The sequence below is a fragment of the Microbacterium sp. 2216-1 genome, assembly GCF_046507855.1.
In the GTDB taxonomy this organism is placed as follows: Bacteria; Actinomycetota; Actinomycetes; order Actinomycetales; family Microbacteriaceae; genus Microbacterium; species Microbacterium esteraromaticum_C.
Genome location: NZ_JBKFTM010000001.1, coordinates 1,374,011 through 1,399,401, shown reverse-complemented (window position 1 = coordinate 1,399,401; position 25,391 = coordinate 1,374,011). Strand labels below are relative to the sequence as shown.

The window sequence follows — 25,391 nt, the reverse complement described above, 5'->3', positions numbered from 1 at the left end:
CACCGCACGAGGGGGCAGCAAATGGCACAGCGATGGGGCATCGTCTGGAATCCGACGAAGATCGATGAGGACGAGCTTCGCGCTGCTGTGGATGCCGCGTCGCCAGCGTATACCGAGATCCTCTGGTGGGAGACGACAGCCGATGATCCCGGTCGTGCGATGGCATCCGAGGCCGTCGATGCGGGGTGCGACGTCGTGATCGCCGTCGGTGGCGACGGCACGGTGCGCACGATCGCCGAAGTACTTGCCCAGGCGGGCGACGACGCACCGGCTCTCGGGATCGTGCCGCAGGGCACCGGCAACCTGCTCGCCCGCAATCTTGGGGTGCCGCTGGGCAGCGTGCCGAAGGCGCTCGACGTTGTCGCCGCCGGACGCGAGCGTCGCATCGACATGGGGTGGAGCACGGCCGACGAAGAGGAGACCGCCACGGGTTTCCTGGTGATGGTGGGCTTCGGGCTCGACGCCCACATGCTCTCAGAGACCGACGATGAGCTGAAGGACAAGGCCGGATGGCTCGCCTACGTCGAGGCGATGGGGCGCGCGGTCGCGGCCGCGCAGACCGTCGACTTCACCATCGCGATCGACGGTGGCGATGAGCAGACGCTCATCGGGCACACGCTGCTCATCGGCAACTGCGGCGCGATTCAGGGCGGCGTCACGCTGCTGCCGGACGCTGAGCCCGATGACGGCCGACTGGACCTCCTGCTGGTGAGCGCCGACAACGTCGCCCAGTGGGCGCAGACCCTGCGTACCGTCGTCTGGGATAACGGCATCCGACGTCTGCTGGGCGGTGGCGAAGATACCGTCAGCACCGACTCCGCCCAGCACCTCACCGGCGAGAGCATCGAGGTCACGTTGCCGGCCCCGGTTGCGTTCGAGATCGACGGGGAGGAAGCCGGCGAGGTGTCGCGTCTGCACGTGCGGGTGCAGTCCGCTGCCCTCCGCGTGCGCTGCTGACCCTCTGCAGTCCTTCTGCGCCCCTCTGAACGCGAGAAACCACTTCCCGATTGAGAAACACCGTGGTGCGTGGTTTCTCGGACGGGAAGTGGTTTCTCAGCGGGTGAGGTCAGACTCCGTAGTAGAGCTCGAACTCGTACGGGTGCGGACGCTGCGCCATCGGCAGGATCTCGTTGCTGTACTTGTAGTCGATCCAGGTCTCGATGAGGTCCTTGGTGAACACGCCACCCTCAAGCAGGAAGTCGTGATCGTTGCGCAGGGCCTCGAGCGAGTCGAGCAGCGAGTTGGGCACCTGCGGGATGTTGGCAGCCTCCTCAGGCGGCAACTCGTACAGGTCCTTGTCGATCGGCTCCATCGGCTCGATGCGGTTCTTGATGCCGTCCAGGCCCGCCATCATCTGCGCGGCGAACGCCAGGTACGGGTTGCTCGACGCGTCGGGAACACGGAACTCGATGCGCTTGGCCTTCGGGTTCGACCCGGTGAGCGGGATGCGCACGGCTGCCGAGCGGTTGCCCGCCGAGTACGCGAGGTTCACCGGCGCCTCGAAGTGCTTCACGAGACGGTGGTAGCTGTTCAGCGTCGGGTTGGTGAAGGCAAGCACAGCATCGGCGTGCTTGAGCAGCCCGCCGATGTACCAGCGTGCGATGTCACTGAGCTGCCCGTAGCCGGCCTCGTCGAAGAACAGCGGCTTTCCGTCGAGCCACAGCGACTGGTGGGTGTGCATACCCGAGCCGTTGTCGCCGAACAGCGGCTTCGGCATGAACGTGACCGTCTTGCCCCACTCCTCGGCCGTGTTCTTGACGATGTACTTGAACTTCAGCACGTCGTCCGCGGCACGCACCATCGTGTCGAAGCGATAGTTGATCTCGGCCTGGCCGGCCGTGCCGACCTCGTGGTGCGAGCGCTCCAGGATCAGACCTGCCGCGCCGAGACGCAGGCACATGTCGTCGCGGATGTCGGCCTGCTTGTCGACGGGGGAGACGGGGAAGTACCCGCCCTTGAACGGCGTCTTGTTGCCGAGGTTGCCGCCCTCTTCCTTGCGGCCCGAGTTCCAGGCGGCCTCGTCCGAGTCGACCGAGTAGAAGCTGCGGCCTGCGCTGACCTCGTAGCGCACCTCGTCGAAGATGTAGAACTCGGCTTCGGGGGCGAAGAACGCGGTGTCGGCGATGCCGGTGGATGCCAGGTACTGCTCGGCCTTCTTCGCGACCTGACGCGGGTCCTTCGCGTAGATGTCACCGGTGCGCGGGTTGTAGATGTCGAACACCATGATCAGCGTCTTCTCGGCCCGGAAGGGGTCGAGGTAGGCGGTGGTGACATCGGGGATCAGCTGCATGTCCGACTCGTGGATGCTCGCGAATCCGCGGATCGACGATCCATCGAACAGCTGGCCGTCACGGAAGAAGTCCTCGTCGACGGTTGAGGCGGGGATGTTGAAGTGCTGCTGCACTCCCGGAAGGTCGGTGAATCGGATGTCGAGGAACTTGACGTCGTTCTCCTCGATATAGCGGATGACCTCTGCGGGTTCTGTGAACATTGGCGACTCCTCATCGGGTTTGGTCCCTTGCAACCTTACGCAGATTATGCGGGCGGCGTTTCCCGGTCGTGTCTGTCGTGTTTCGAGCATGTTACGAGCGCTCGGTAGGCTGGAGGGGTGAATGAGTACCCCGGTGAACGACTCGGCCTGCCATCTACGGGGTCGGGCAGCATCGCCCGACCGGGGCGTCGCATCGGTGCTCTCGCCATCGATTACTTCGCCGCGACGATCATCGCCGTCGGCTTCTTCGGATACGACCAGTTCGCGCTTCCGGCGGAAGCGGGGCTCACCCAGTTCGCTCCGATGATGGTCTTCGCGGCGCTTCAGGTCGTGTTCATCCCCACGGCGGGCGGAAGCCCCGGGCACCGCATCCTCGGCATGCGCATCGTGCGTCTTGACGGTGCGTGGGTGGGGCTGTGGCGCCCGATTGTGCGCACCGTGCTGCTGGTGCTCGTGATCCCGGCGGTGATCTGGGACGCGGATCAGCGCGGCCTGCACGACAAGCTCGCCGGCACGGTGCTCATCCGGGCGTGACCGCCTAGGAGCGCCCCCGGTTGCGCCGGCGCGTCTCACGCGGAGCGCGTCCGCCGGCGAACGACCGTGCCGGGTCGACGACGAAGCCACGGCGCAGCGCCTCGCGCCCGATCAGCATCCGGAAGCCCATCTCATCGCGGTTGGTCAGCGTGACCTCCGCGTCGACGTCGATGCCGACCAGCCGCACCCGGAGTACGACGACGATGCGGTTCTCGGTGTGACCCGACGAACTGCGTACCGCGCGGCGATCGTGCACCGGGCACTCGTGCACGACGGCATCCGCATCGCTCTGCTGCCAGGGATGCACGCTGAAGCGCACCCAGGCGGCGTCGTCGCGCGTGAACTCGTGCACGTCGAACGCGTGGAGAGACGAGGTGCGCGCACCGGTGTCGATCTTCGCCTTGATCCACTCGACACCGAGATCCGGCAGCGCAACCCACTCGCGCCAGCCGGTCGTCGTGTTTGAATGAGAAGACCGTTTCACCCCTACATCCTGGCAGGAATTCATCTGTGAAGATCGCCGTACTCTCGCGCGCACCGCACTCGTACTCGACACAGCGCCTGCGGGCGGCCGCTCAGCAGCGCGGTCACAACGTCAAGGTGCTGAACACCCTGCGCTTCGCGATCGACCTCACCGGCGGCGCACCCGATCTGTTCTTCCGTGGCAAGCAGCTCAGTGAATACGATGCGATCCTGCCGCGTATCGGCAACTCGATCACCTACTTCGGCACTGCCGTCGTGCGGCAGTTCGAGCAGATGGACGTGTACACCCCGAACACCGCCAACGGCATCTCCAGCGCGCGCGACAAGCTGCGGGCGAATCAGATCCTCTCCCGGCACAACATCGCCATGCCGCCGACGGCGTTCGTGCGCAACCGGGCCGACGTGCGACCCGCGATCGAGCGCGTTGGCGGCGCGCCAGTCGTGATCAAGCTGCTCGAGGGCACGCAGGGCATCGGCGTGATCCTGGCGCCTCAGGTCAAGGTGGCTGAGGCGATCATCGAGACGCTGCACTCCACCAAACAGAACGTGCTGATCCAGAAGTTCATCGCCGAGAGCCGAGGGCGCGATATCCGCGCCCTGGTCGTCGGCGACCGGGTCGTGGCGGCCATGCGTCGGGTTGCGGACGGCGACGAGTTCCGCTCGAACGTCCATCGTGGCGGTCGTGTCGAGCCAGTCACGCTCGATCCCGCGTATGAGCAGACGGCTGTGCGCTCTGCGCAGATCATGGGTCTGCGCGTAGCCGGTGTTGACATGCTCGAAAGCGACGACGGCCCCCTGGTCATGGAGGTCAATTCCTCACCCGGCCTGCAGGGCATCGAGGCGGCGACCAACCTCGACGTCGCCGGCGCGATCATCGACTACATCGCGAATCAGGTCGCCTTCCCCGATATCGATGTCCGCCAGCGCCTGAGCGTGTCGACCGGCTACGGCGTCGCAGAACTGCTGATCCACTCCGGTGCCGAGCAGGTCGGCAAGGAGCTGGGTGAGCTGCGTCTGTGGGACCGCGACATCACGGTGCTGACGCTGCACCGCGGCGTCAGCGTGATCCCGAACCCACGTGAGCACCAGGTACTCGAAGCGGAGGACCGTCTGCTGTGCTTCGGCAAGCTGGAAGAGATGCGCTCGATGATCCCAGCCAAGAAGCGGCGGCGCCCCCGGGTGCGGCGTCTTCCGAAGGAACCGCTCGGCGAGTGAACGACGACGGCCCCGCGCTCATTGCGCGGGGCCGTCGTCGTGAAGTGGATTGCTGCGTGCTCAGCGCGGACGCTGGGCGCGCACGCGAGTGGGGTCGATGCCCTTCGGGATCGGCAGCGAGGTCAGCGACTGCGACACGGACTCGATACGGCGGATCACCGTGGCCATCGTGGCCTTGTCGATCGACTTGGGGATCTTCTTGATCCGCTTGGCGAGGTCGGCGATCGCGACCTCGTCCTCGGCATCGCCGTGGCCAACGTATAGAACGGTGATCGGAACGCCGTGGGCGACGCGCTGCGACTTCTGTCGCTCATCGTTGATCAGACGGGTGAGGCGACCACGAGTGCCCTCACCGATGATGACGATGCCGCCGCGGCCGATCACGCGGTAGACGGCTTCCTGCGTCTTCGGGTTGATCCCGACGGGAGTGTCGGATGCCTGCCAGCGCCGCCCGAGGCTCGTGCTGATGACGTGGCCGGTGGCACCGGGCATGCCATCGATCTTCTCGTACATGGCCGTGGTCGACAGCTTGGTCATCAGGATCATGGCGCCCAGGATGCCGAGCATCAGGCCGGTGATGCCCCACAGCACGAGCGAGAGGACCGTTCCGCCGCCGATGAGGAAGCCGAGGATGAGACCGACGAGCACACCGGCGATGAGGATGGCGATCTGCGCCCACGGCAACCAGCCGTACACTTCCCGGGTGAATCGGAACAGTGAGCGGATCTGGGAGAAGAAACCCGGACGCTTCTCGGTCGCGGGAGCACGCTTTGCCATGCCTACCAGCCTACCGAGTGTTCGTGCGGACAGTGTCCCTGCACAGGTCATCGATCGAATCGAGTTGTGCACAGCCTGCGGCAAGCAGCATCCGGAGGGAGGCGGATTGCGCTCTGATGGAGCGCATGCACAGCACGGATGACACGGCCGCACTGGTTCCGGGCACGCACCGCTGGGTGCGGCGGCTCGACACCCCGGACGCCGCCGTCGTCGGCGCTCTGGTCGCCGACGGCGATGCGCTGCGGGTCCAGGTTGCTGCCGATCTGGTGCCCGATGCCGTCTGGCTTTCTGCGGGCGCACAGCACGTCGCCGGCGTCGTCGACGTCGTCCGCCGTCGAGATGGACACGATGCGCTGCTGCCCTGGTGCATCGAGACGGTCGACGCGTTGCTCGCCCGCCGAGCGGTCGCCGAGCGCGGTTTGACGCCGGGTGAGACCGTCACGCTGGTCGGGAGTCTGTTGCGCGGCGTCGTCGAAGCCGAGCGTCTTGGCGAGCCGCTCGTCGGACGTTGGTGGCTCACGCAGGACGCCCGTCCCGTGTTCAGCCCCGGCGAAGGTGCGCACTGCGCCGCAGCGAGCGGCGAGATCATCGCACGCGTGCGCGACGCGTGCACCGACCGGGCCGTAGAGCGGACCCTGACCGAGATCCTCGCCGGGATCGAGGACCCCCGTATCGTCGCGCGCAACCTTGATCGCTGGGAGGGTGAGCTTGTCGAGCTGGCCGCGCCGCGTCCGCTGCAGCTCGAGGTGCATCCGCCCGAGCGCGCGAGTGAGATCCCCGTGCACCGTGCGCATCTTCCTGAGGACGCCGGGCACGTGCTCGCACAGCGCACGGCCGGCACGTTCGTGCAACAGCGATGGGAGCAACTGCTCGAGCAGCTGCGCGCCACGCGCACACGATTGCGCCCGCCATCGCCCCGGCAGCAGAGTGGCGGGCGGCGTCGGATGCTACTGATCGGCGCCGCGGCCGGAGCTGTGGTGCTGCTCGGTGGCCTCTTGTGGCCGACGGGCGGCGATGACACCGCAGCCATGGAAGGGGGCCCGAGTGTCGCGCAGACGCCTGCGGATGGCGGGTCGGACAAGGACTCCGGGGCGCGCGGCGAGCAGACACCGGAACCGGAAGGCACCGCGGAGGGGAGCGTTGACGATGAAGCTCCCGCTCAGGACGAGCAGCAGAGCGCCGATGAGGGCGCTGTCGGGGACGAACCCGTCAAGGCGGGGGGAGGAGAATCTGACACGGCGCCCGGCGGGGACGAGAGCCTTGAGCAGGTCGCGGCCCGCCTGATCAGCGACGTCGCCGGGTGCGCAGCCGACAACGATTCGGTGTGCGAACGTGCGATCGTCGGCGGCGCCGCCGAACTGGTACTGCAACGGCTGAGCCCGGTCGACCCGGACCGCGCGATCGTTCCCGTCGAGGACTACGGCGACATCGGCGTCGTGCGACTGGCTGCGAGCGGGGAGCATGGCGAGCAGATGCTCGTCATCGTTCGTCAGAACGACCGATGGCTGGTCCGCGACGTGTACGACGTCGCTGACCAGCCATCGGATGCGGGGTGAGCGGTGGCTCAGACCCCCAGGTTCGCGCTGAAGTCCGCAGCCTCGAGACGCGACTTCATCGCGCCGAGGAAGCGGGCCGCGTCGGCACCATCGATGATGCGGTGATCGTACGAGATCGCCAGGTACACGTACGAGCGCACGGCGATGGCGTCGACACCGTCGACGGTCACGACGCCGGGGCGCTTGAACACGACACCGGTGCCCAGGATCGCCGACTGCGGCAGGAACACCAGCGGGGTGTCGAACAGCGCACCGCGGGAGCCGGTGTTCGTCACGGTGAAGGTGCCACCGGCAAGCTCGTCGGGCTTGAGCTTGTTGTCGCGGGTGCGGGCGGCGAGATCGGCGATCTCAGAGGCCAGCTCGGCGATGTTCTTCGTGCCGGCGTCGCGGACGACCGGCGTCAGCAGGCCACGCTCGGTGTCGACCGCGATCGAGACGTTCTCGGTCTCGGGGTACACGATCTTGTCGCCGTCCACCGTCGCGTTGATGATCGGGAAGGCCTGGAGAGCCTCGGCCGCCGCGAGCGTGAAGAACGGCAGGAACGACAGCTTGTCGCCGGTCTTCTGCAGGAACTCGTCCTTCTTCGCCGTGCGGAACGCTGCCAGCGCGGTGACATCCACCTCGACGAACGTGGTCAGCTGGGCGGTCTGCTGCATCGAGGCGACAGCACGCTCGGCGACGACCTTGCGCAGGCGCGACATCGGCTGGGTCGTGCCGCGAAGCGGCGAGACCTCGAGCGGTGCGGGTGCCGGTGCAGCGGATGCTGCCGGAGCCTGCGACTTGGCCGCGGCGGCCTTGAGGACGTCTTCCTTGCGGATGCGTCCGCCGACGCCAGTGCCCGTGACGGTGGCCAGGTCAATACCCTGCTGCGTCGCCAGGCGGCGCACGAGTGGGGTCACGTACAGCGAGTCCGAACCCGAGTCCGCGGCCGGAGCCGCGGGGGCCGCCGGAGCAGGCGTTGCGGGCGTCGGAGCTGCCGCGGGGGCCGGGGCTGCCGCGGGGGCCGGGGCAGGTGCTGCAGGTGCCGGAACGGCAGCCGGGGCAGGTGCCGGAGCCGCGGCCGGAGCCGGAGCTTCAGCAGGTGCCGCGGGAGCGGCTGCCGCGGGTGCGGCTCCCGAACCGATGCGGGCCAGTACGGCGCCGACCTCGATGGTCTCGTCTTCGGCCGCGAGGATCTCCTGCAGCGTGCCGGCGACGGGCGACGGGATCTCGGTGTCGACCTTGTCGGTCGAGATCTCCAGCAGCGCCTCATCGACGGCGACGTCGTCGCCGACCTGCTTCAGCCAGCGGGTGACGGTGCCTTCGGTGACGCTCTCGCCCAGTTCGGGAAGAACGACGTCCACGGCATCGGACGAAGCCGCGGCCGGTGCCGGTGCAGCCGGAGCCTCAGCAGCCGGAGCCGGTGCCTCAGGGGCCGGTGCTTCTGCGGCCGGGGCCTCCTCGGCGGGCGCTGCAGCCTCGGGGGCTGCGTCGGCCTGACCGGCGCCGCTACCGTCACCGATGTGTGCGAGGACCGCACCCACCTCGACGGTGTCGTCCTCGGCGACCAGGATCTGCTCGATCACGCCGCTGACCGGAGAGGGAATCTCGGTGTCGACCTTGTCGGTCGAGATCTCGAGCAGGCCCTCATCCGCCTGCACGGTGTCGCCCACCTGCTTCAGCCATCGAGTGACCGTACCCTCGGTGACGCTCTCCCCGAGTGCGGGAAGGACCACGGGTGTGCTCATGACGGAGTCTCCTTCGGAAAAATCTGTGACGCGGTCAAGCTTAGTGACCTCAACGTCGGGATGTGTGGTTCAGAGCGCGTGCAGCGGCTTCCCGGCCAGAGCCAGGAATGCCTCACCGAGCGCTTCGCTCTGAGTCGGGTGCGCATGGATGAGAGGTGCGATGTCTTCGGGGTGCGCCTCCCACGCGACGGCCAACTGGCCCTCGGTGATCAGCTCGCCGACGCGGTCGCCGAGCAGGTGCACGCCCAGGACGGGGCCGTCCTTCTGTCGGACGACCTTGACGGTGCCGCCGGTGCCGATGATCTCGCTCTTGCCGTTGCCGGCGAGGTTGTAGTCGTACGCGACGACATCATCCGCACCGTACTGCGCGATCGCGGCCTCCTCGGTGATCCCCACCGACGCCACCTCGGGGCTGCAGTAGGTCACGCGGGGGATCTGCGACTCGGGCAGCGCGGGCACCTGCATGCCGGCGATGCGCTCAGCGACGGCGATGCCCTGCAGGAAACCCCGATGCGCGAGCTGAAGGCCGGGGACGATGTCTCCAACGGCCCAGACACCCGGCACGCCGGTGCGCAGCTGGTCGTCTACCGTCACGAACCCGCGGTCGAGCGAGATGCCGGCCTCTTCGAAGCCGAGCCCGGCCGTGGCCGGGCCGCGCCCGACGGCGACCAGCAGGTAGTCGGCCGTGAACGTCTTGCCGTCCTCCAGCGTCACCGTCACCTGATCGTCGGTCTGCTCAGCGCGCTCGAATCGCGTGCCCAGCGAGTACTTGATGCCGCGGCGGCGGAAGGCGCGCTCCAGCCCCTTGCTCAGGGCGATGTCCTCGTTGGGCACCAGGTGCGGCAGGGCCTCGATGATGGTCACCTCGGCGCCGAACGAGCGCCAGACGCTCGCGAACTCGACACCGATGACGCCGCCGCCGAGGATCACCACGCTGGCGGGCACCTCGTCGAGAGTCAGCGCCTGCTCGCTGGCGATGATGCGCCCGCCGATCTCGAGGCCCGGCAGTGTGCGGCTGTACGAGCCGGTGGCGAGCACGACGTCGGTGCCGACGTAGCGGTCGTCGCCGACCAGCACCGAACGGTCGGCATCGAGGCGTCCCTCACCCGGGACGACGGTGATGCCGCGTGCTTTGATGAGTCCTTCGAGACCTTTGAACTTCTTGGCCACGATGCCCTCGCGGTAGGCGCGCACACCGGCCGCATCGATCGACTCGAACGTGGCCGTCACACCGACCTTCGCGGCGGAGCGCACATGATCGGCGACCTCGGCCGAGTGCAGTAGAGCCTTGGTGGGGATGCAACCGCGGTGCAGGCAGGTGCCGCCGACCTTCTCCTTCTCGATCAGCGCCACCTTCTTCCCCAACTCGCTCGCGCGCAGGGCCGCGGCGTATCCGCCGCTGCCGCCGCCGAGGATGACGAGGTCGTACTCGTGGACAGCCATCAGGACTCCTTGGCAGATGCCTCGGCGAAGGCGATCAGTGCGCGCACCGCGGCACCGGTCGGCCCCTTCTCGGTGAAGCCGTAGGCCGAGCCCTTGTGCTCGCCCGAGCCGGCGATGTCGAGGTGCACCCACGGGATGCGCGGGGCGTCCTCGGCGTCGGAAACGCGTCCGATGAAGCGCTGCAGGAACAGGCCTGCGAACATCGAGCCACCAGAGCGGTCATTCATGTTCGCGTTGACCATGTCGGCGATCTGCGAGTCGAGCGACTCCTCCATGAACTCCGGCAGGGGCAGCGCCCAGGCCGGCTCACCGACGGCATCCGATGCGGCGAGGTATTCGGCGACCGTGTCGTCGGCGCCCATCACGCCGGTGTGGCGCATGCCCAGGGCGACGATGATCGCCCCCGTGAGGGTGGCGACGTCGATGATGACATCGGGGTTCTCACGGCTTGCGGCGACAAGACCGTCAGCAAGCACCAGGCGGCCTTCGGCGTCGGTATTCATCACCTCGACGGTCTGGCCGTCCAGCATCCGCAGCACGTCGCCGGGGCGCGTCGCGCGGCCCGAGGGCATGTTGTCGGCGATGCACATCCACGCGGTCACTCGCACCGGCAGCTTCAGCGCCGCGATCGCACGGATGGCCGCGAGGACGCTCGCGGCGCCGGCCATGTCGAACTTCATGCCGACCATGGCTGCTGCCGGCTTGAGCGAGAGACCACCGGTGTCGAACGTGATTCCCTTGCCGACCAGCGCGATGTGGCGCTCGGCGCCTGCGGGGGAGTAGTCCAGGCGCACCAGGCGCGGCGGGCGGTCCGAGCCGCGGCCGACTCCGAGGATTCCGCCGTAGCCGCCCTCGGCGAGCTGCTCCTCATCGAGCACCTGCACGTCGACCGGCAGGTCGGCGACCGCGTCGATCGCGGACTGCGCCAGCTGCGCGGGGCTCTGCCACTCGGCGGGCGTGTTGACCAGATCCTTGACGAGCGCGACCGACTCCGCCGCGGCGCGGGCCCGGTCCAGAGCGCCATCCGAGAGCTGCGCGGCGTGCAGCACGAGGGTCTCGGCGCGGGCCGGCTTCTTCTCGGAGCGGTAGTCGTCGAAGCGGTAGCCGCCCAGCAGGGCGCCCTCGGCGGCAGCATCCGCGAATGGCTCGATGTCGGAGGCGAGCCCGATCGAGACCGTCGCGAAACCGGTCAGGTTGCGCACCGCGGTCGCGACGGCGTCGCGCACGGATGCGGCGTCAGGGGTCCTTCCGGCGCTGACGACCGCGAGCGGAAGCGTCGTGACGGCGGGCAGGTGCACGCGCGTGTAGGCGGATGCGGTGCCCTTGTAGCCAATGGCGGAAAGCGTCTCCACGAGTCCCTCGTAGCCGGTCAGCGCATCGGTGGTGGCTGCCGGATCGGAGATGACGAGCACTGCGGCGTCTGCAGCGCTTCCGGGGAACGGATCGGACGTGTGCGAGATCACGGGAAGCGTCATGCCTCCATCCTAGGGATGCCCGTGGCCCGGTGGTCGAGGCGTGATGCGTGTTCGCTGTCAGCATCCGCATCGCCGACACCCTCGGCGTCCCGCCTCGTAGCATTGAGGCATGCCCTCTTCCGCTGATCTGTACGAGTCGATCGCCGGTGCACCCGATGTGCCGACGGGCCTTCCGCTGGTCATCCTGCTCACCGGATTCACCGATGCCGGTAGCGCTGTGTCCGGGCTGATCGAGCACCTGGATGCGACGGCCGACCCTCGTCCCGTGATCCGCTTCGACAACGATGTGCTGCTCGACTACCGCGCCCGACGCCCGGTGATCGTGTTCGATCAGGACCACCTGACCGAGTACCGCCCGGCGAAGCTCGAACTCTCGCTCGCGCACGATGCGCTCGGACAGCCGTTCCTGCTGCTCTCGGGGTACGAGCCCGATTTCGCGTGGAACGCTTTCACCGAGGCGGTCATCGACTTCGTCGACGCTTTCCAGGTGTCCACGGTGAGCTGGGTGCACTCGATCGCAATGCCTGTTCCGCACACGCGACCGCTGGGAGCGACCGTGAGCGGCAACCGTCACGACCTGATCGCCGCGCATTCTGTCTGGCGTCCGCGTACACAGGTGCCGGGAACGGCCGGGCACCTGCTGGAGTACCGTCTGATCGAGCACGAGCACCTGGTTGCCGGCTTCGTGTTGCTCGTGCCGCATTACCTGGCCGATACCGAGTACCCCGACACCGTGCTGGCCGCAGCCGACAAGGTGATGATCGGTGCCGGACTCGTGCTGCGCATGGACGACGTGCAGCAGCAGCGCGAAGAGTTCCTCGCGCGAGTGGGGGAGCAGGTCGAGGGCAGCGAGGAGTTGACGCAGATGGTGCACACTCTCGAGGGGCGCTATGACGCGTACATGGCGGGGCGTGAGGATGAGGCTGAGGAATCGTTCAACGAGCGCGACCTGCCCAGTGCCGACGAGCTGGCGGCCGAGCTGGAGCGTTATCTCGCCGATCGCCGACCCGGCGATGACGACAAACGATGAGTCGGATGTCGTCACCGGCGCGCGCCAGCCGTTGGTGTGTGTGATAATGGATAGCCGACCCGTTGTCAATGGCCGTTCTTATGAATCGGCTTGACAAGGGTCTTACTAGTGTCCGAAATGGCTCGGAGCGTGTGCACCGCTCCGTGAAAGGCGAAACGTGACTGCTGCCACGAGCAAGAAGACCCGGACGACCACGAAGAAGACCGTCGCCGCTGAGGCGGAGACCCCCGAGGTCGACGGGGCCGCCAGCGAATCCGCCGAGGCGCCCAAGCCCGCAACGAAGCGCGCTCCCGCAAAGAAGGCCCCGGCGAAGAAGGCGCCCGCAAAGCGCGCCAAGAAGGCCGACGAGCCCGAGGTCGACGACGAGGCCGCCGAGGTCGAGGAGCCCGAAGAGGAGGAGGGCGACAAGAAGCCCGCCTTCACCGAGCCGCTGCCCACCGGCGCGATCGTGATCTCGTCCAAGGATGAGGACGACGCACCCGTCTACTCGACGCAGATCACGGGTGCGACCGCCGACCCGGTCAAGGACTACCTGAAGCAGATCGGAAAGGTCGCGCTGCTGAACGCGGCCGAAGAGGTCGAGCTGGCGATGCGGATCGAGGCCGGTCTGTTCGCCGAAGAGAAGCTGTCGACGATGTCGGCGAAGGAGAAGACCAGTCAGCTGGGCCTTGACCTGCAGTGGGTCGCCCGCGACGGTCAGCGTGCCAAGAGCCACCTGCTCGGCGCCAACCTGCGTCTGGTCGTCTCGCTCGCCAAGCGGTACACCGGTCGAGGCATGCAGTTCCTCGACCTGATCCAGGAGGGAAACCTGGGTCTCATCCGCGCCGTCGAGAAGTTCGACTACACCAAGGGCTTCAAGTTCTCGACCTACGCCACATGGTGGATCCGCCAGGCGATCACGCGCGCGATGGCCGACCAGGCCCGCACGATCCGCATCCCCGTGCACATGGTCGAGGTCATCAACAAGCTGGCCCGCGTGCAGCGTCAGATGCTGCAGGACCTGGGCCGTGAGCCCACGCCCGAAGAGCTCTCCCGCGAGCTCGACATGACCCCCGAGAAGGTCGTGGAGGTGCAGAAGTACGGTCGCGAGCCGATCTCGCTGCACACCCCGCTCGGTGAGGACGGCGACAGCGAGTTCGGTGACCTGATCGAAGACACCGAGGCCGTCGTCCCGGCCGACGCCGTGGGCTTCACCATGCTGCAGCGCCAGCTCGAGCAGCTGCTCGACTCGCTGTCGGAGCGCGAGGCCGGTGTCATCCGCATGCGCTTCGGGCTCGGTGACGGTCAGCCCAAGACGCTCGACCAGATCGGCGACACCTTCGGCGTGACGCGTGAGCGCATCCGCCAGATCGAGTCGAAGACCATGGCCAAGCTGCGGCACCCGAGCCGCTCGCAGTCGCTGCGGGACTACCTCGAATGAGCTCGACGGCTCCCCAGGCGCGCTCAGCGGGTCTGCGGTACGTCTTTCCCGTGCTCGCCGGCAAGCTCGCGCGCTTCGCGACCCGGCTGCGCGGGGGCGGCTCCGCGTTCCCCGGTTACCTCACGAACCGGCTGGCGCCGACGCTTCTGCCCACGCTGGCGGATCAGTTCGCGTACGGCGTCGTCTTCGTACTCGGTTCGAACGGCAAGACGACCACCACGCACATGATCAGCGAGGTGTTGCGTGCGCACGGTCTGACCGTGTTCACCAACCCCACCGGGGCGAACCTGCCGCAGGGTGTGACGAGTGCGCTGCTCGCGGATGCCACGCTCACCGGCCGGATCAAGGCCGATGTCGCGGTGCTCGAGATCGATGAGGGCTTCGCGGCCGACCTGGCCGACCGCCTCTCGCCGTCGGTGATCCTGTCGCTGAATGTGCAGGTCGATCAGCTGTACCGCTTCTACGAGACCGAGCGCGTCGCCGACATGATGCTCGATGCCTCCACGCGCGCTTCGGCGCACGTGGTGGTCAACCGTGACGACCCGTATCTGTCGAAGATCGACGTCGACGCCATGCGCGCGCCGGTCACGTTCTTCGGCGTTGCGCCCGAGATCGTCGCCGCATCGGCGCACGGCCTCGCCAACGCCGTCGACACGCGCAGCGGCACGTCGGGCACCCTCGAACGCGATGCGTTCTCGGAGGTGCGCGAGGTGTCGGGCCGCGACATCGTCGTACGTGTGGGCGATGCGGATGCCCGCGTCACGCTTCCGGCACGGGGCCTGCACTATGCGGCGGATGCTGCCGCGGCTCTCGCCGTGGCATCCGGGGTTCTGGGCGATCGCTTCGACGGTGACCGCGCGGCGGCCGGCTTTGCCACCATGGCCCCGGCCTACGGGCGCGGAGAGGTCATCCCGCTGCGGCGCGACCCGAACGGCGAGCAGGTCGAGTTCGTGATGTTCAAGAACGGCCCGAGCATTCAGATGAACCTCGACGCGCTTGAGGGCACCCCCGAGCGCGCCCTGATCGCGATCGACGAGGGAACCCCCGACGTCTCGTGGCTCTATGACGTCGACTTCGCCGCTCTGCCTCGCGTGGATGTCGTCACTGGTGACAAGGCGTACCAGTTGGCTCTCGCGCTGGCCTACGCCGGCGTCGAGATCGGTACGGTTGAGCCCGACATGGAGAAGGCGGTCGAGATCATGCGCTCCTTCCCCGAGACCGAGGCCGGCAAGCAGATGTGGTTCGTCAACTACGAACTCATGATGATCGGTCGTCGCCTTCTCGGCCACGGCGATCAGGAGGTGGCGCGCCGATGACGCAGTTCACGATCGCACAGCTCTATCCCGCAGAGCTCGGTATCACGGGCGACCGGGGCAACGTGCGCGCCATCGAGCGCAGCGCCGCAGCCCGCGGGCTGAACCCGGTCACGGTGCTCGTCGGCCCGGGCGAGAGCCTGCCGGCCGACGTCGATGTCATCGTGATCGGCAACGGACCGCTCTCCGCACTGCGCGGCGTGCACGCCGACTTCGTCTCGCGCGTCGATGCACTGCGCGACTACGTGGCAGCGGAGGGAGTGCTCTTCGCTGTCGGCGGTTCGGCCGAGTTGCTCGGCTCGGGGATCGACCTCACCGACGGTGGCACGCTCGACGGGCTGGGCATCCTGCCCTACCGTGTCGCACGTACCCGCGACCGTCGCGTCGGGTACATCACCGTGCAGACCCCGGGAGTGCGCGTGGTCGGTTTCGAGGATCACGCCTCGGAGTGGACCCTGAGCGACCCCTCGCTCGCGTACGGAACCGTCACCGCGGGTCGTGGCAGCTTCGCGTCCGGCGAGGGGCGCGGCGAGATCGTCCGTCACCGCAACGCGTTCGCCGGAAACGTGCAGGGGCCGGTGCTGCCGCTCAACCCCGGTCTGGCCGATGTGCTCGTGACCGCCGCGGCGGAGCGTCGGGGGTTGGCACTGACGGATCCGCAGTCGGGTCCGCTCGACGAGTACGCGCACGAGGCGCGTGCCGCCATCGACCGCTTCATCCACGACAAGGGCTTCAAGACCATCCAGCTCTGACGCGCCACCGGAGGACGACATGGCCAGTAGCAGTGCTCCGCGCGTGATTCTCGATCGCCGAGCCCTGATGCGCAACGCCGGCGAATCCGTGCGCGACGCCGTCATCGACTTGCGCCATGACGCATACGGGCACGGCGTCGTCGAGGCCACCCGCATCGTGATGAGTGCCGGTGCCGCGAGTGTGCTGGTGGACGACGACGACATCGCCATGCTGGCGGGGTACGGCATCTCGGCGAGAGCAGAGGGCTCAGCGGACATCGGCCCGCACGAGCTGTTCGGCATCCCTGAGGGCTCAACGGTTGCGACGTCGTCGCCGGTGATGCGGCTGGAAGGGCACGTGCTCTCGACCAAACCGCTGCACGCGGGAGAGGCCGTGTCATACGGCTACACGCATCGGGCGGACCGTGACACCCGCGTGGCGCTCGTCACGGGCGGCTATGCGCAGGGTGTGCTACGGGCGCTCGGCAATCGTGTCTCGGTGCAGATCGGAGCGGATGTGCACCCGGTCGTCGGGCGGATCGCCATGGACGTGTGCGTCGTCGACCTCGAAGGCGGGGATGTGCCCGACGGCACGCCCGTCACCTTCTTCGGCGGAGACGGCCGGATGCGGGATGCCCTGTCGCACTGGGCTGCGGTGACGGGGCTCACAGCGTTGGAGATCGCCGTCGTGATCGGCCGACACGCACCCAGGGAGTGGAGCGCATGAGCAATCCCGTCCTCGAGATCTCACGCGACCGGTTCCGGCGCAACATCGCGGCGGTGCGCGCGCGACTGCAGCCCACCGAGCTGATGCTCGTCATGAAGGACGACGCCTACGGACACGGCCTGGACTGGTCGGTACCCGAGGCGGCGTCGGCGGGCGTGACATGGTTCGGCGGATACGACATCGACACCGCGCTGCGGATCAGGGCGCTCACCGATCGCCACGTCTACGCCTGGGCGACATCCGTGCCCGCCGAGATCGAAGCCGCCATCGTGGCGGGCATCCAGCTGGGAGTCGGGTCGGCCGCGTACCTGCGCGACGTCATCGCGGCGGCGCGGCGCACCGGCATCCGCGCCGACGTGCATCTCAAGATCGACACGGGTCTGCACCGCAATGGTTTCCGGCCGGATGAATGGCCGCAGGCCGTCGCCACCGCCCGCGAGGCAGAACACGACGGCGCCCTGCGCGTCGTCGGCGTGTGGAGCCACCTGGCAGAGGCGAGCGACGCCGAGGACGACGCAGCGCAGCGCGTGTTCGACGAAGCGGTGCGCCACCTCACCGAGGCGGGCGGTCGACCCGAGGTGCTGCATCTGACGGCGTCGGCCGCGTCGTGGTGGCGCCCTGAGCTGCGCGGATCGCTGAGCCGTATCGGCGCGTTCTGCTACGGCGTCCGCTCCGCCGACGGGCCTGTTCTCGACGGGATCTCACCCATCGCGAGGCTGGTGGCGACGGTCGACGCGGTGACGCCGGATGCCGTCATCGTGGGTGCCGGTGCCTTCCACGGACTGCCGTCGACGTTGCGGGGCACATTCGCGGGGACCCCGGGTGGGCCGCGGCGAATCCTGCGCATCGATGGCGGAAGCCTGCACCTCGAGCCGTGGGGTGGTGCCGAGCTCGGTCAGCGCGTGGTGGTCTTCGGACCCGGCGACGACGGAGAACAGGATGCTACGGCCCTCGCCGAGCACATCGACACGGTGGGCGAAGAGATCATCACCCGGCTGACGTCGGCCGTGCGTCGGATCATCACGGACTGATCCGTTCCGCCGGGGCGCCGCGTGATGTTCGGCGCCCGCGAGGGGCGCCGAACGGTTCAGGCCTCGATCAGTCGAGCGGTCTCGTCATGCCAGGTCGTGGCGACCGCGCGCAGCTTCTCCTCGTACTTGCGTCCGTGGTGCGCGCAGAACAGCAGCTCGGATCCGTTGACCTCCGCAGCGATGTACGCCTGTGCACCGCACGAGTCGCAACGGTCCGACGCGGTGAGGCGGTACTCGACGGTCTCTCGCTCAGTCGTAGCGTTCATCTCGTTGCCTCCTCGGGTATGGCGGGTAATCGTGCTCAATACAACCACGAGTCGCCTGGGGGAATGCCCGCCGACCGGCGTGTTTCGCTCAGCGCGTACGCCGTGATCGCGCGTGCGGAGCCCGGGGGAGTGTCGCGGTCCGCGGGTGTCGCCGCGCGAAATACAATTGAACATTGTGACCGCCGAGTATTCCGCCCATCATCTTCAGGTACTCGAGGGGCTCGAGGCCGTCCGCAAGCGCCCCGGAATGTACATCGGGTCGAACGGTTCGCCCGGCTTGATGCACTGCCTGTGGGAGATCATCGACAACTCCGTCGACGAGGCCGTCGCCGGCAACGGTGCGCGCATCGACGTGGTGCTGCACGATGACGGCAGCGTCGAGGTGCGCGACCGCGGACGTGGCGTGCCTACCGACATCGAGCCGCGCACGGGACTGACCGGCGTCGAGGTGGTCTACACGAAGCTGCACGCCGGTGGAAAGTTCGGCGGTGGTTCATATGCCGCCTCAGGAGGTCTGCACGGTGTCGGCGCCTCTGTCGTCAACGCGCTCTCGGAGCGGCTCGACGTCGAGGTCGACCGGGGCGGCAAGACCTACGCGATGTCGTTCCACCGCGGCGAGCCCGGGGTGTTCGCCGACGACGGCGAGCCGCGCCCCGATGCCCCGTTCACGCCGTTCGAGGAGCGCAGCGAACTGCGCGTCATCGGCAAGGCGCCGCGCGGCATCACCGGCACGCGGGTGCGCTACTGGGCCGATCGGCAGATCTTCACCAAGGACGCCACCTTCCAGCTGGGTGACCTCGAGACACGGGCGCGTCAGACGGCGTTCCTCGTGCCGGGGCTGGAGATCGTCGTGCGCGACGAACGCCCCACGGCGCGTCCGAGCGGGCAGGCTGCTGACGGCGCTGAGGTCGACGCAGGGCCGGTCGAGACGTCGTACCTCTACGAGGGCGGCATCTCGGAGTTCGTCGACTACCTGGCATCCGACGCCCCCGTCACCGACACGTGGCGCATTCAGGGCAGCGGCACTTTCACCGAGACGGTGCCCGTGCTTCAGGCCGATGGGCACATGAAGGCGACCGAGGTCGATCGCGAGTGCCAGGTCGACATCGCGCTGCGCTGGGGCACCGGCTACGAGACCACCGTCCGCTCGTTCGTGAACATCATCGCCACGCCCAAGGGCGGCACACATCAGCAGGGTTTCGAGCAGGAGCTGCTGAAGACGCTGCGCGCCCAGGTCGAGCAGAACGCACGACGACTCAAGGCGGGCAACGACAAGCTCGAGAAGGACGACGTGCTGGCGGGCCTCACGGCCGTGCTGACGGTCACTGTGCCCGAACCGCAGTTCGAGGGCCAGACGAAAGAGGTGCTCGGAACCCCGGCGGTACGCGCGATCGTCGCGAAGGTGGTGCGCACAGAGCTCGCGCAGCGCTTCACATCGACCAAGCGCGACGACAAGAGCCAGGCGTCGATGCTGCTCGACAAGATCGTCTCCGAGATGAAGGCACGCGTCTCGGCGCGCGCGCACAAAGAGACCCAGCGGCGCAAGACGGCGCTGGAGTCGTCGTCGCTACCCGCCAAGCTGGTCGACTGCCGCTCCAACGATGTCGCCCACAGCGAGCTGTTCATCGTCGAGGGTGATTCGGCGCTCGGCACCGCGCGTCACGCCCGAAACAGCGAGTTCCAGGCACTGCTACCGATCCGGGGCAAGATCCTCAACGTCCAGAAGGCCTCGGTCAGCGACATGCTGAGCAACGCCGAGTGCGCGGCGATCATCACCACGATCGGTGCGGGTTCGGGACGCTCGTTCGACATCGCCGGGGCCCGCTACGGAAAGATCATCCTGATGAGCGACGCCGATGTCGACGGCGCGCACATCCGTACGCTCCTGCTGACGCTCTTCTTCCGCTACATGCGTCCGCTGGTCGAGGCCGGCCGCGTGTACTCGGCCGTGCCGCCGCTGCACCGAGTGATCGTGATGAACCCCGGCTCGAAGCCGAACGAGACGATCTACACGTACTCCGAGGCCGAGCTGCAAGCGCTGCTGACCAAGCTCCGCAAGGCAGGCAAGCGCTGGCAGGACCCGATCCAGCGCTACAAGGGTCTGGGTGAGATGGACGCCGACCAGCTCGCCAACACCACGATGGATCGCGAAGGGCGCCTGTTGCGCCGCGTCACCATCGAGGACGCCGAGTCCGCGGACGCCGCGGTGCGCACCTTCGAACTGCTCATGGGCAGTGAAGTGGCTCCGCGACGCGAGTTCATCATGAGCTCCAGCGACCGTCTCAGCCGGGAAGCCATCGACGCGTGACCTGTGGCGCCGGTGTGTACCGGCGCCACATCCCGCGCGACGCGAGGTGGCGGGTCAGCCGATCGCGGTTCCCACGGCGCTGACGACAGCATCCAACGGCTGTCCGGATCCGTCGCGCTTCGCACCCGACGCGGGCAGCTGGCGCACGGCGCCGTCCGCCCCGATCGCACGGGGCTCGACGCCCACCCAGGCCAGCCGCAGACGATCTTCACCCTTCAAGAAGGCGTGTGCGCGCACACCACCGGTCGCGCGACCCTTGGCGGGGAACTCCGCGAACGCCGAGACCTTCGCACGCCCGGCATCCGCACCGGCGAGGGTGCCCTCGGCGCCCGACACGGTGACGACGACCGCTTCGTCGGGCGAGGAGACGACGCCGAACGAGAGCACTTCGGCGCCGGCACCGAGCTTGACACCGGCCATTCCGCCGGCCGCGGCGCCCTGCGGGCGCACGTTCGCGGCTGAGAAGTGCAGCAACTGCGCATCGGATGTGACGAACACGACCTCGGCGTCGTCGGATGCCGGGGCAGCGCCGACGACCGTGTCCTTCGGCTTGAGGCCGATGACCTCCAGCTCGGGGCGCACCGGCAGCGCAGACGGGACGAAGCGCTTGACCACGCCGTCCTTAGTGCCGAGCGCCACGGGGGTGTCATCATCGAAGCGGATGAGCGCGAGCACGCGCTCGGTGCGGTCGGTGAGCCCGAGGTAGTCCGAGATGCGCACGCCTGCGCCGAGCCCCACCGACGTGGCCGGCACAGCGGGGATGTCCACCGGAGTGAACCGTACGACGCGCCCGGTGCTCATCACCGCGCCGATCTCGCTGCGTGTCGTCGTCTCGACGCGGGCGATGATCGCGTCGTGCTTGCTGCGGCGCGCGGGTGTCGTGATCACGGCGCCCGGCTCGAGGTCGACGCGCACCGCGCGTCCCGTGGCGGACAGCAGCACGGTGGTGGGCGCGTCGGCGAACTGTAGCTCGATGGCGGACTTGCTCGAGCGCGCCTTCGGCGGGGCGGCGTTCAGCAGCAGAGTGCGGCGAGGGGTGCCGAAAGTCTCGGCGACGGCATCCAGCTCGTGCGCGACCTGTGCGCGGACCAGCGCCGGGTCGGCGAGCAGGGTCTCCAGCTCGGCGATCTCGGCAAGCAGCTTGTCGCGCTCCGCCTCGAGTTCGAGCCGCGAGAACTTGGTCAGACGACGCAGGCGCAGCTCGAGGATGTACTCGGCCTGCACCTCGTCGAGCTCGAACACCTGCTGCAGGCGGGCGCGCGCTGTCTCGGAGTCCTCGGACGAGCGGATCACCTGGATGACCTCGTCGATGTCGAGGATCGCCAGCAGCAGGCCACGCACCAGATGCAGGCGCTCGTTGCGCCGGGCGAGACGATAGCGGCTGCGCCGGGTGACGACCTCGATGCGGTGCTGCAGGTAGACGCGCAGCAGCTCCTTGAGTCCGAGCGTGCGCGGCTGCCCCTCGACCAGGGCGACGTTGTTGATCGAGAACGAGTCCTCGAGCGGTGTGAAGCGGAAGAGCTGCTCCAGGACCGCGGCCGGATCGAAGCCCGTCTTGATGGTGATCACCAGGCGCAGGCCGTGCTTGCGGTCGGTGAGGTCCTGCACGTCGCTGATGCCCTGGAGCTTCTTCGCGTTGACGGCATCCTTGAGCTTCTCGATCACCCGCTCCGGACCCACCTGGTAGGGCAGCTCGGTGACGACGATGCCGGTGCGGCGCGGTCCGAGGGATTCGATCGACGTCTTCGCCCGCAGCTTGAACGCACCGCGTCCGTTCTCGTACGCGTCTTTGACGCCGTCGAGCCCCATCAGGATGCCGCCCGACGGGAAGTCCGGTCCCGGCACGAACTCCATGAGGTCGGCCGTGGTGGCGTCCGGGTTCTCGAGCAGATGGGTGGCCGCTGCGACGACCTCGATGAGGTTGTGCGGCGCCATGTTCGTGGCCATGCCGACGGCGATGCCGCTGGCACCGTTCACGAGCAGGTTCGGGAAGGCAGCCGAGAGCACGGCCGGCTGCTGGAACTGCCCGTCGTAGTTGGGCACGAAGTCGACGACGTCCTCGTCGAGGCTCTCGGTCATCGCGAGAGCGGATGCTGCCAGACGGGCTTCGGTGTATCGGGATGCCGCCGGACCGTCATCCAGCGAACCGAAGTTGCCGTGCCCGTCGACGAGCGGCACGCGCAGCGCGAAGGACTGCGCGAGGCGGACCAGTGCGTCGTAGATCGCCGAGTCGCCGTGCGGGTGCAGCTTTCCCATCACCTCGCCGACGACGCGGGCGCTCTTGACATGCCCGCGCTCGGGGCGCAGCCCCATCTCGGCCATCTGGTACAGGATGCGCCGCTGCACGGGCTTCAGGCCATCTCGTGCGTCGGGAAGCGCGCGGGAGTAGATGACCGAGTAGGCGTATTCGAGGAACGAGCCCTGCATCTCCTGTGACAGATCGATGTCCTGGATGCGCTCCTGGACGGGCTCGGACGGCGGGGTCTTCGGCATGGGGTTCCTGCTGGTCGCTCGGGGCGGGGCTCGCGGCCATTGCGGCGGCGCGCGTCGGGAGGCCTGTGAAAGACTGGCCCGGATGTCTCTCATGCTACCGTCCGCCCTGGAAACACCGCGAAGCATCACCGGGGTGGCGCCGGGCCTCCTCGCCGCATTGCGCGGAGAGGGTGACGCGCTGCGGCCGGTGCGCTCGGCTGTGCTCGTCGTCGTCGATGGCCTCGGGGCGATCTCGCTGCGGGCCCACGCCGGGCACGCGCGCACGCTCAGCGCGGCAATGACGAAGAAGAGCGTCGGCGGCGCGGTCTTTCCCACCACCACCGCAGCGGCGCTGACCAGTCTGCTCACCGGGGTGGCTCCCGGCGAGCACGGCGTGGTCGGTTACCGCGTGCGGCATCCCGACAGTGACGTGCTCGTCAACCAACTGACCGAGTGGGAGGCGGCGGGTATCGATCCGCTGACCTGGCAGAGTGCGCCGACGGTGTTCGAGCGCGCTTCTGCGGCCGGGCATGCGGCATTCGCCGTGGGGCTCGCCGGTCACATGCACAGCGGGTTCTCGCGCGCCACGTTGCGTGGCGGACGTTTCGTGCCCGCAGGTGCGGCGGCCGATCGTGTCGCGCAGGCGTTCGAGCTGGCTGACACGCACGACGGCGCGTTCGTCTACTGCTATCTGCCCGATGTCGACAAGGCCGGGCACAAGTACGGCATCGACTCTGCCGAGTGGGTGGCCGCGCTCGAAGACGTCGACGCCGCTCTCTCACAGCGCGTGCCGGACGGTGTTGGCGTGCTGGTGACCGCCGACCACGGCATGGTCGATGTGCCCGCACATCGGCACCTGCTGCTCGATGCCGCGGGGGGCTGGCGCGATGGCATCCGCCACATCGGCGGTGAGCCGCGCATGCTGCACGTGTACACCGAACCGGATGCCGACCAGGCCGCCATTCTCGCGCGCTGGCGACGCGACCTGGAGGGCCTTGCCGACGTCGTCAGCAGGGCGGAGGCGATCGATGCGGGGTTGTTCGGACCCCGCGTGACGGATGCTGCGCGTGCACGCATCGGCGACCTGCTGGCGATCGCACGCGCGAACTACGCGCTGTACGACGCCGATGCCGAGGACCAGCGCGGTCGAGGCATGATCGGACAGCACGGTGCGCTCACGCCGGAGGAGTGGCGTGTGCCGTCGATTCGGCTCGGCGCGTTCGCGAGCTGATTCGCACCCCGGCGGGCGCGGCGTTCTAGTCGTCGGTGCGTGCGCCGAAGACGATCTCATCCCAGCTCGGCATCGCGTTTCGACGCTTGCGTCGACCGCCACCGGCATCACCGCTGTCGCCACGGGGCGCCGGCTTTCCCGACGTCGAGGGCTGCTCGGTGGGAGTCTCATCAGCCGGTTCCGGCTCGTTTTCGGCGCTGTCGAACAGCGCAATCGGCGCGGCTTCATCGCCGTCGTTGTCGTCGAGCAGCGGCGCGGACTCGCGCTGGCCACGGCGGCGCCGAAGCGCCTCGAGCAGATCTGCGGTCTCGGCGCTGGGCTGATGATCCTCGGGGGCACGTCGGGCAGCGGCCGCCTGGGCAGCGGCGCTGGAGTGCTCCGCCTCGACCGAAGCGTCGTCGGTGTGCTCGTCGGGCTTCGGCAGCAGGCGTGGGCCGAATGCGCCGGAGTCGAATCGGCTGTCGTCCTTGTACGGTGAGACGCGCTCGTCATCGACCGCGCGCAGGCGCGGGATCAGACCGTCCGGAAGTGATCCCTGTCGAGACAGCTGCACGGCTTCGGCATTCGAGGGCGACAATGTGCTGCGGCGCGGGTCGAACGCCCAGCGGGCGTCGTGCGCGACCTCGTTCGCGGTGAACTCGAGTTTGACGGTCCAACCGGACTCGTCCTTCCAGCTCACCCAGCGCTCGTCGGTCGCAGCGAGGTCGGCGAGCTTGTCGCGCACGGCAGTGCCGAACGTCGGCTGGGCGTCGGGCTCGACATCGCTGCCGATGAGCACGGGCACGGCGAGTGCCTGGCCGACGATGTGCTCGCGCTCGGCGAGCACGGGGCCCTCGAAGCGGGCCACATCCGATTCGCTGACGCCGAGCAGCGCCGCGACCTCTGCGGCGGACAGGCCGGCGCGGATATGCGCCTGGATATCGCGCGGACTCGCCGCGAGACGCGCGGCCGTGGGCTCGGCCTGGCGGGTGGCGCGACGTACTTCACGATGCAGCACGTCGTCGATGGGCAGCGCGAAGCGCTGTCCGGACTCAGTAGCAAGGACGAGGACCCCTGCTTCTGTTCCGACGATGGTGACGTTTTCCATGCCAATGCCCCTCTGGTGGGTAGGGGTTCATCGTGTCATGCGTGCCTGTGCGCACCCGGGAATAGCGCGGGCGC

General features: G+C 68.2%; 21 protein-coding genes. 12 read left to right on the top strand and 9 right to left on the bottom strand.

The features are described from left to right. Positions 1-21 precede the first annotated feature (21 nt). A complete protein-coding gene (locus ACLD0U_RS06510) occupies positions 22-957 on the top strand; it encodes a diacylglycerol/lipid kinase family protein (protein ID WP_410340127.1) in 936 nt (311 codons plus the stop codon). Between the two features lie 109 nt (positions 958-1,066). Here ACLD0U_RS06510 and glnA read toward each other — a convergent pair whose 3' ends face one another. Then, positions 1,067-2,491: a type I glutamate--ammonia ligase gene (gene glnA, locus ACLD0U_RS06505; protein ID WP_410340126.1), complete on the bottom strand. Its 1,425-nt coding sequence runs from the start codon at positions 2,489-2,491 to the stop codon at positions 1,067-1,069. A gap of 117 nt (positions 2,492-2,608) precedes the next feature. On the opposite strand from glnA, the gene ACLD0U_RS06500 reads away from it, so the two are divergent. Further along, entirely contained in the window at positions 2,609-3,025 is a 417-nt protein-coding gene (locus tag ACLD0U_RS06500) for an RDD family protein (RefSeq protein ID WP_410340125.1), read from the top strand. Positions 3,026-3,029: 4 nt separating this feature from the next. Here ACLD0U_RS06500 and ACLD0U_RS06495 read toward each other — a convergent pair whose 3' ends face one another. After that, entirely contained in the window at positions 3,030-3,509 is a 480-nt protein-coding gene (locus ACLD0U_RS06495; protein ID WP_224817890.1) for an ATP-dependent zinc protease, read from the bottom strand. Positions 3,510-3,535: 26 nt separating this feature from the next. Between ACLD0U_RS06495 and ACLD0U_RS06490 the strand changes: the two genes are divergently transcribed. Then, a complete protein-coding gene (locus ACLD0U_RS06490) occupies positions 3,536-4,723 on the top strand; it encodes a RimK family alpha-L-glutamate ligase (protein WP_179410729.1) in 1,188 nt (395 codons plus the stop codon). A 60-nt stretch (positions 4,724-4,783) separates the two neighbouring features. Here the strand turns inward: ACLD0U_RS06490 and ACLD0U_RS06485 are convergent, their stop codons facing one another. After that, entirely contained in the window at positions 4,784-5,500 is a 717-nt protein-coding gene (locus ACLD0U_RS06485) for a DUF4191 family protein (RefSeq protein ID WP_179410730.1), read from the bottom strand. A gap of 125 nt (positions 5,501-5,625) precedes the next feature. Between ACLD0U_RS06485 and ACLD0U_RS06480 the strand changes: the two genes are divergently transcribed. After that, positions 5,626-7,056 (top strand): hypothetical protein, encoded by a 1,431-nt coding sequence (locus ACLD0U_RS06480; RefSeq protein ID WP_410340124.1) that lies wholly within the window; start codon positions 5,626-5,628, stop codon positions 7,054-7,056. Positions 7,057-7,064: 8 nt separating this feature from the next. On the opposite strand, the gene sucB is transcribed toward ACLD0U_RS06480, so the two are convergent. From sucB to ACLD0U_RS06465, 3 genes are all read right to left on the bottom strand, one after another. After that, positions 7,065-8,783: a 2-oxoglutarate dehydrogenase, E2 component, dihydrolipoamide succinyltransferase gene (gene sucB / locus ACLD0U_RS06475; protein ID WP_410340123.1), complete on the bottom strand. Its 1,719-nt coding sequence runs from the start codon at positions 8,781-8,783 to the stop codon at positions 7,065-7,067. A 69-nt stretch (positions 8,784-8,852) separates the two neighbouring features. Further along, positions 8,853-10,226, bottom strand: coding sequence for a dihydrolipoyl dehydrogenase (gene lpdA / locus ACLD0U_RS06470; protein ID WP_410340122.1), 1,374 nt, complete (start codon positions 10,224-10,226; stop codon positions 8,853-8,855). Next, positions 10,226-11,701: a leucyl aminopeptidase gene (locus tag ACLD0U_RS06465; RefSeq protein WP_410340121.1), complete on the bottom strand. Its 1,476-nt coding sequence runs from the start codon at positions 11,699-11,701 to the stop codon at positions 10,226-10,228. Before ACLD0U_RS06465 ends, lpdA begins: the two co-directional genes overlap by 1 nt. Before the next feature lie 109 nt (positions 11,702-11,810). Between ACLD0U_RS06465 and ACLD0U_RS06460 the strand changes: the two genes are divergently transcribed. From ACLD0U_RS06460 to ACLD0U_RS06435, 6 genes are all read left to right on the top strand, one after another. After that, on the top strand, positions 11,811-12,731 hold the full coding sequence (locus ACLD0U_RS06460) for a proteasome assembly chaperone family protein (protein WP_179410735.1): 921 nt from the start codon (positions 11,811-11,813) through the stop codon (positions 12,729-12,731). Positions 12,732-12,888: 157 nt separating this feature from the next. Then, positions 12,889-14,151: an RNA polymerase sigma factor gene (locus ACLD0U_RS06455; RefSeq protein WP_206549794.1), complete on the top strand. Its 1,263-nt coding sequence runs from the start codon at positions 12,889-12,891 to the stop codon at positions 14,149-14,151. Then, positions 14,148-15,467 (top strand): MurT ligase domain-containing protein, encoded by a 1,320-nt coding sequence (locus ACLD0U_RS06450; protein ID WP_410340120.1) that lies wholly within the window; start codon positions 14,148-14,150, stop codon positions 15,465-15,467. The genes ACLD0U_RS06455 and ACLD0U_RS06450 overlap by 4 nt, the downstream gene beginning before the upstream one ends. Continuing rightward, the gene (locus ACLD0U_RS06445; RefSeq protein ID WP_410340119.1) at positions 15,464-16,216 is read left to right on the top strand and encodes a type 1 glutamine amidotransferase; all 753 of its coding nucleotides are present in this window, start codon (positions 15,464-15,466) and stop codon (positions 16,214-16,216) included. The genes ACLD0U_RS06450 and ACLD0U_RS06445 overlap by 4 nt, the downstream gene beginning before the upstream one ends. A gap of 19 nt (positions 16,217-16,235) precedes the next feature. Beyond that, positions 16,236-16,922, top strand: a complete 687-nt coding sequence (locus ACLD0U_RS06440; RefSeq protein ID WP_410340118.1) for an alanine racemase C-terminal domain-containing protein — start codon at positions 16,236-16,238, stop codon at positions 16,920-16,922. Continuing rightward, positions 16,919-17,953, top strand: coding sequence for an alanine racemase (locus ACLD0U_RS06435; protein WP_410340117.1), 1,035 nt, complete (start codon positions 16,919-16,921; stop codon positions 17,951-17,953). Before ACLD0U_RS06440 ends, ACLD0U_RS06435 begins: the two co-directional genes overlap by 4 nt. 56 nt (positions 17,954-18,009) lie before the next feature. On the opposite strand, the gene ACLD0U_RS06430 is transcribed toward ACLD0U_RS06435, so the two are convergent. After that, a complete protein-coding gene (locus tag ACLD0U_RS06430) occupies positions 18,010-18,219 on the bottom strand; it encodes a hypothetical protein (protein WP_179410740.1) in 210 nt (69 codons plus the stop codon). A 175-nt stretch (positions 18,220-18,394) separates the two neighbouring features. On the opposite strand from ACLD0U_RS06430, the gene ACLD0U_RS06425 reads away from it, so the two are divergent. Then, on the top strand, positions 18,395-20,527 hold the full coding sequence (locus tag ACLD0U_RS06425) for a type IIA DNA topoisomerase subunit B (protein ID WP_410340116.1): 2,133 nt from the start codon (positions 18,395-18,397) through the stop codon (positions 20,525-20,527). Between the two features lie 54 nt (positions 20,528-20,581). On the opposite strand, the gene ACLD0U_RS06420 is transcribed toward ACLD0U_RS06425, so the two are convergent. Continuing rightward, positions 20,582-23,020 (bottom strand): DNA topoisomerase (ATP-hydrolyzing) subunit A, encoded by a 2,439-nt coding sequence (locus tag ACLD0U_RS06420; RefSeq protein WP_206820477.1) that lies wholly within the window; start codon positions 23,018-23,020, stop codon positions 20,582-20,584. 133 nt (positions 23,021-23,153) lie between these two features. On the opposite strand from ACLD0U_RS06420, the gene ACLD0U_RS06415 reads away from it, so the two are divergent. Continuing rightward, positions 23,154-24,230 (top strand): alkaline phosphatase family protein, encoded by a 1,077-nt coding sequence (locus ACLD0U_RS06415; RefSeq protein ID WP_206824303.1) that lies wholly within the window; start codon positions 23,154-23,156, stop codon positions 24,228-24,230. Between the two features lie 25 nt (positions 24,231-24,255). Here the strand turns inward: ACLD0U_RS06415 and sepH are convergent, their stop codons facing one another. Next, positions 24,256-25,317, bottom strand: a complete 1,062-nt coding sequence (gene sepH, locus ACLD0U_RS06410; RefSeq protein ID WP_274366977.1) for a septation protein SepH — start codon at positions 25,315-25,317, stop codon at positions 24,256-24,258. Between the last annotated feature and the right edge of the window lie 74 nt (positions 25,318-25,391).

Coding starts and splice junctions, on each gene's coding strand:
- ACLD0U_RS06440 (WP_410340118.1), top strand. CDS start 16,236: ATGGCCAGTAGCAGTGCTCCGCGCGTGATTCTCGATCGCCGAGCCCTG.
- sepH (WP_274366977.1), bottom strand. CDS start 25,317: ATGGAAAACGTCACCATCGTCGGAACAGAAGCAGGGGTCCTCGTCCTT.
- ACLD0U_RS06420 (WP_206820477.1), bottom strand. CDS start 23,020: ATGCCGAAGACCCCGCCGTCCGAGCCCGTCCAGGAGCGCATCCAGGAC.
- ACLD0U_RS06435 (WP_410340117.1), top strand. CDS start 16,919: ATGAGCAATCCCGTCCTCGAGATCTCACGCGACCGGTTCCGGCGCAAC.
- ACLD0U_RS06480 (WP_410340124.1), top strand. CDS start 5,626: ATGCACAGCACGGATGACACGGCCGCACTGGTTCCGGGCACGCACCGC.
- lpdA (WP_410340122.1), bottom strand. CDS start 10,226: ATGGCTGTCCACGAGTACGACCTCGTCATCCTCGGCGGCGGCAGCGGC.
- ACLD0U_RS06510 (WP_410340127.1), top strand. CDS start 22: ATGGCACAGCGATGGGGCATCGTCTGGAATCCGACGAAGATCGATGAG.
- ACLD0U_RS06450 (WP_410340120.1), top strand. CDS start 14,148: ATGAGCTCGACGGCTCCCCAGGCGCGCTCAGCGGGTCTGCGGTACGTC.
- glnA (WP_410340126.1), bottom strand. CDS start 2,491: ATGTTCACAGAACCCGCAGAGGTCATCCGCTATATCGAGGAGAACGAC.
- ACLD0U_RS06445 (WP_410340119.1), top strand. CDS start 15,464: ATGACGCAGTTCACGATCGCACAGCTCTATCCCGCAGAGCTCGGTATC.
- ACLD0U_RS06465 (WP_410340121.1), bottom strand. CDS start 11,701: ATGACGCTTCCCGTGATCTCGCACACGTCCGATCCGTTCCCCGGAAGC.
- ACLD0U_RS06460 (WP_179410735.1), top strand. CDS start 11,811: ATGCCCTCTTCCGCTGATCTGTACGAGTCGATCGCCGGTGCACCCGAT.
- sucB (WP_410340123.1), bottom strand. CDS start 8,783: ATGAGCACACCCGTGGTCCTTCCCGCACTCGGGGAGAGCGTCACCGAG.
- ACLD0U_RS06485 (WP_179410730.1), bottom strand. CDS start 5,500: ATGGCAAAGCGTGCTCCCGCGACCGAGAAGCGTCCGGGTTTCTTCTCC.
- ACLD0U_RS06430 (WP_179410740.1), bottom strand. CDS start 18,219: ATGAACGCTACGACTGAGCGAGAGACCGTCGAGTACCGCCTCACCGCG.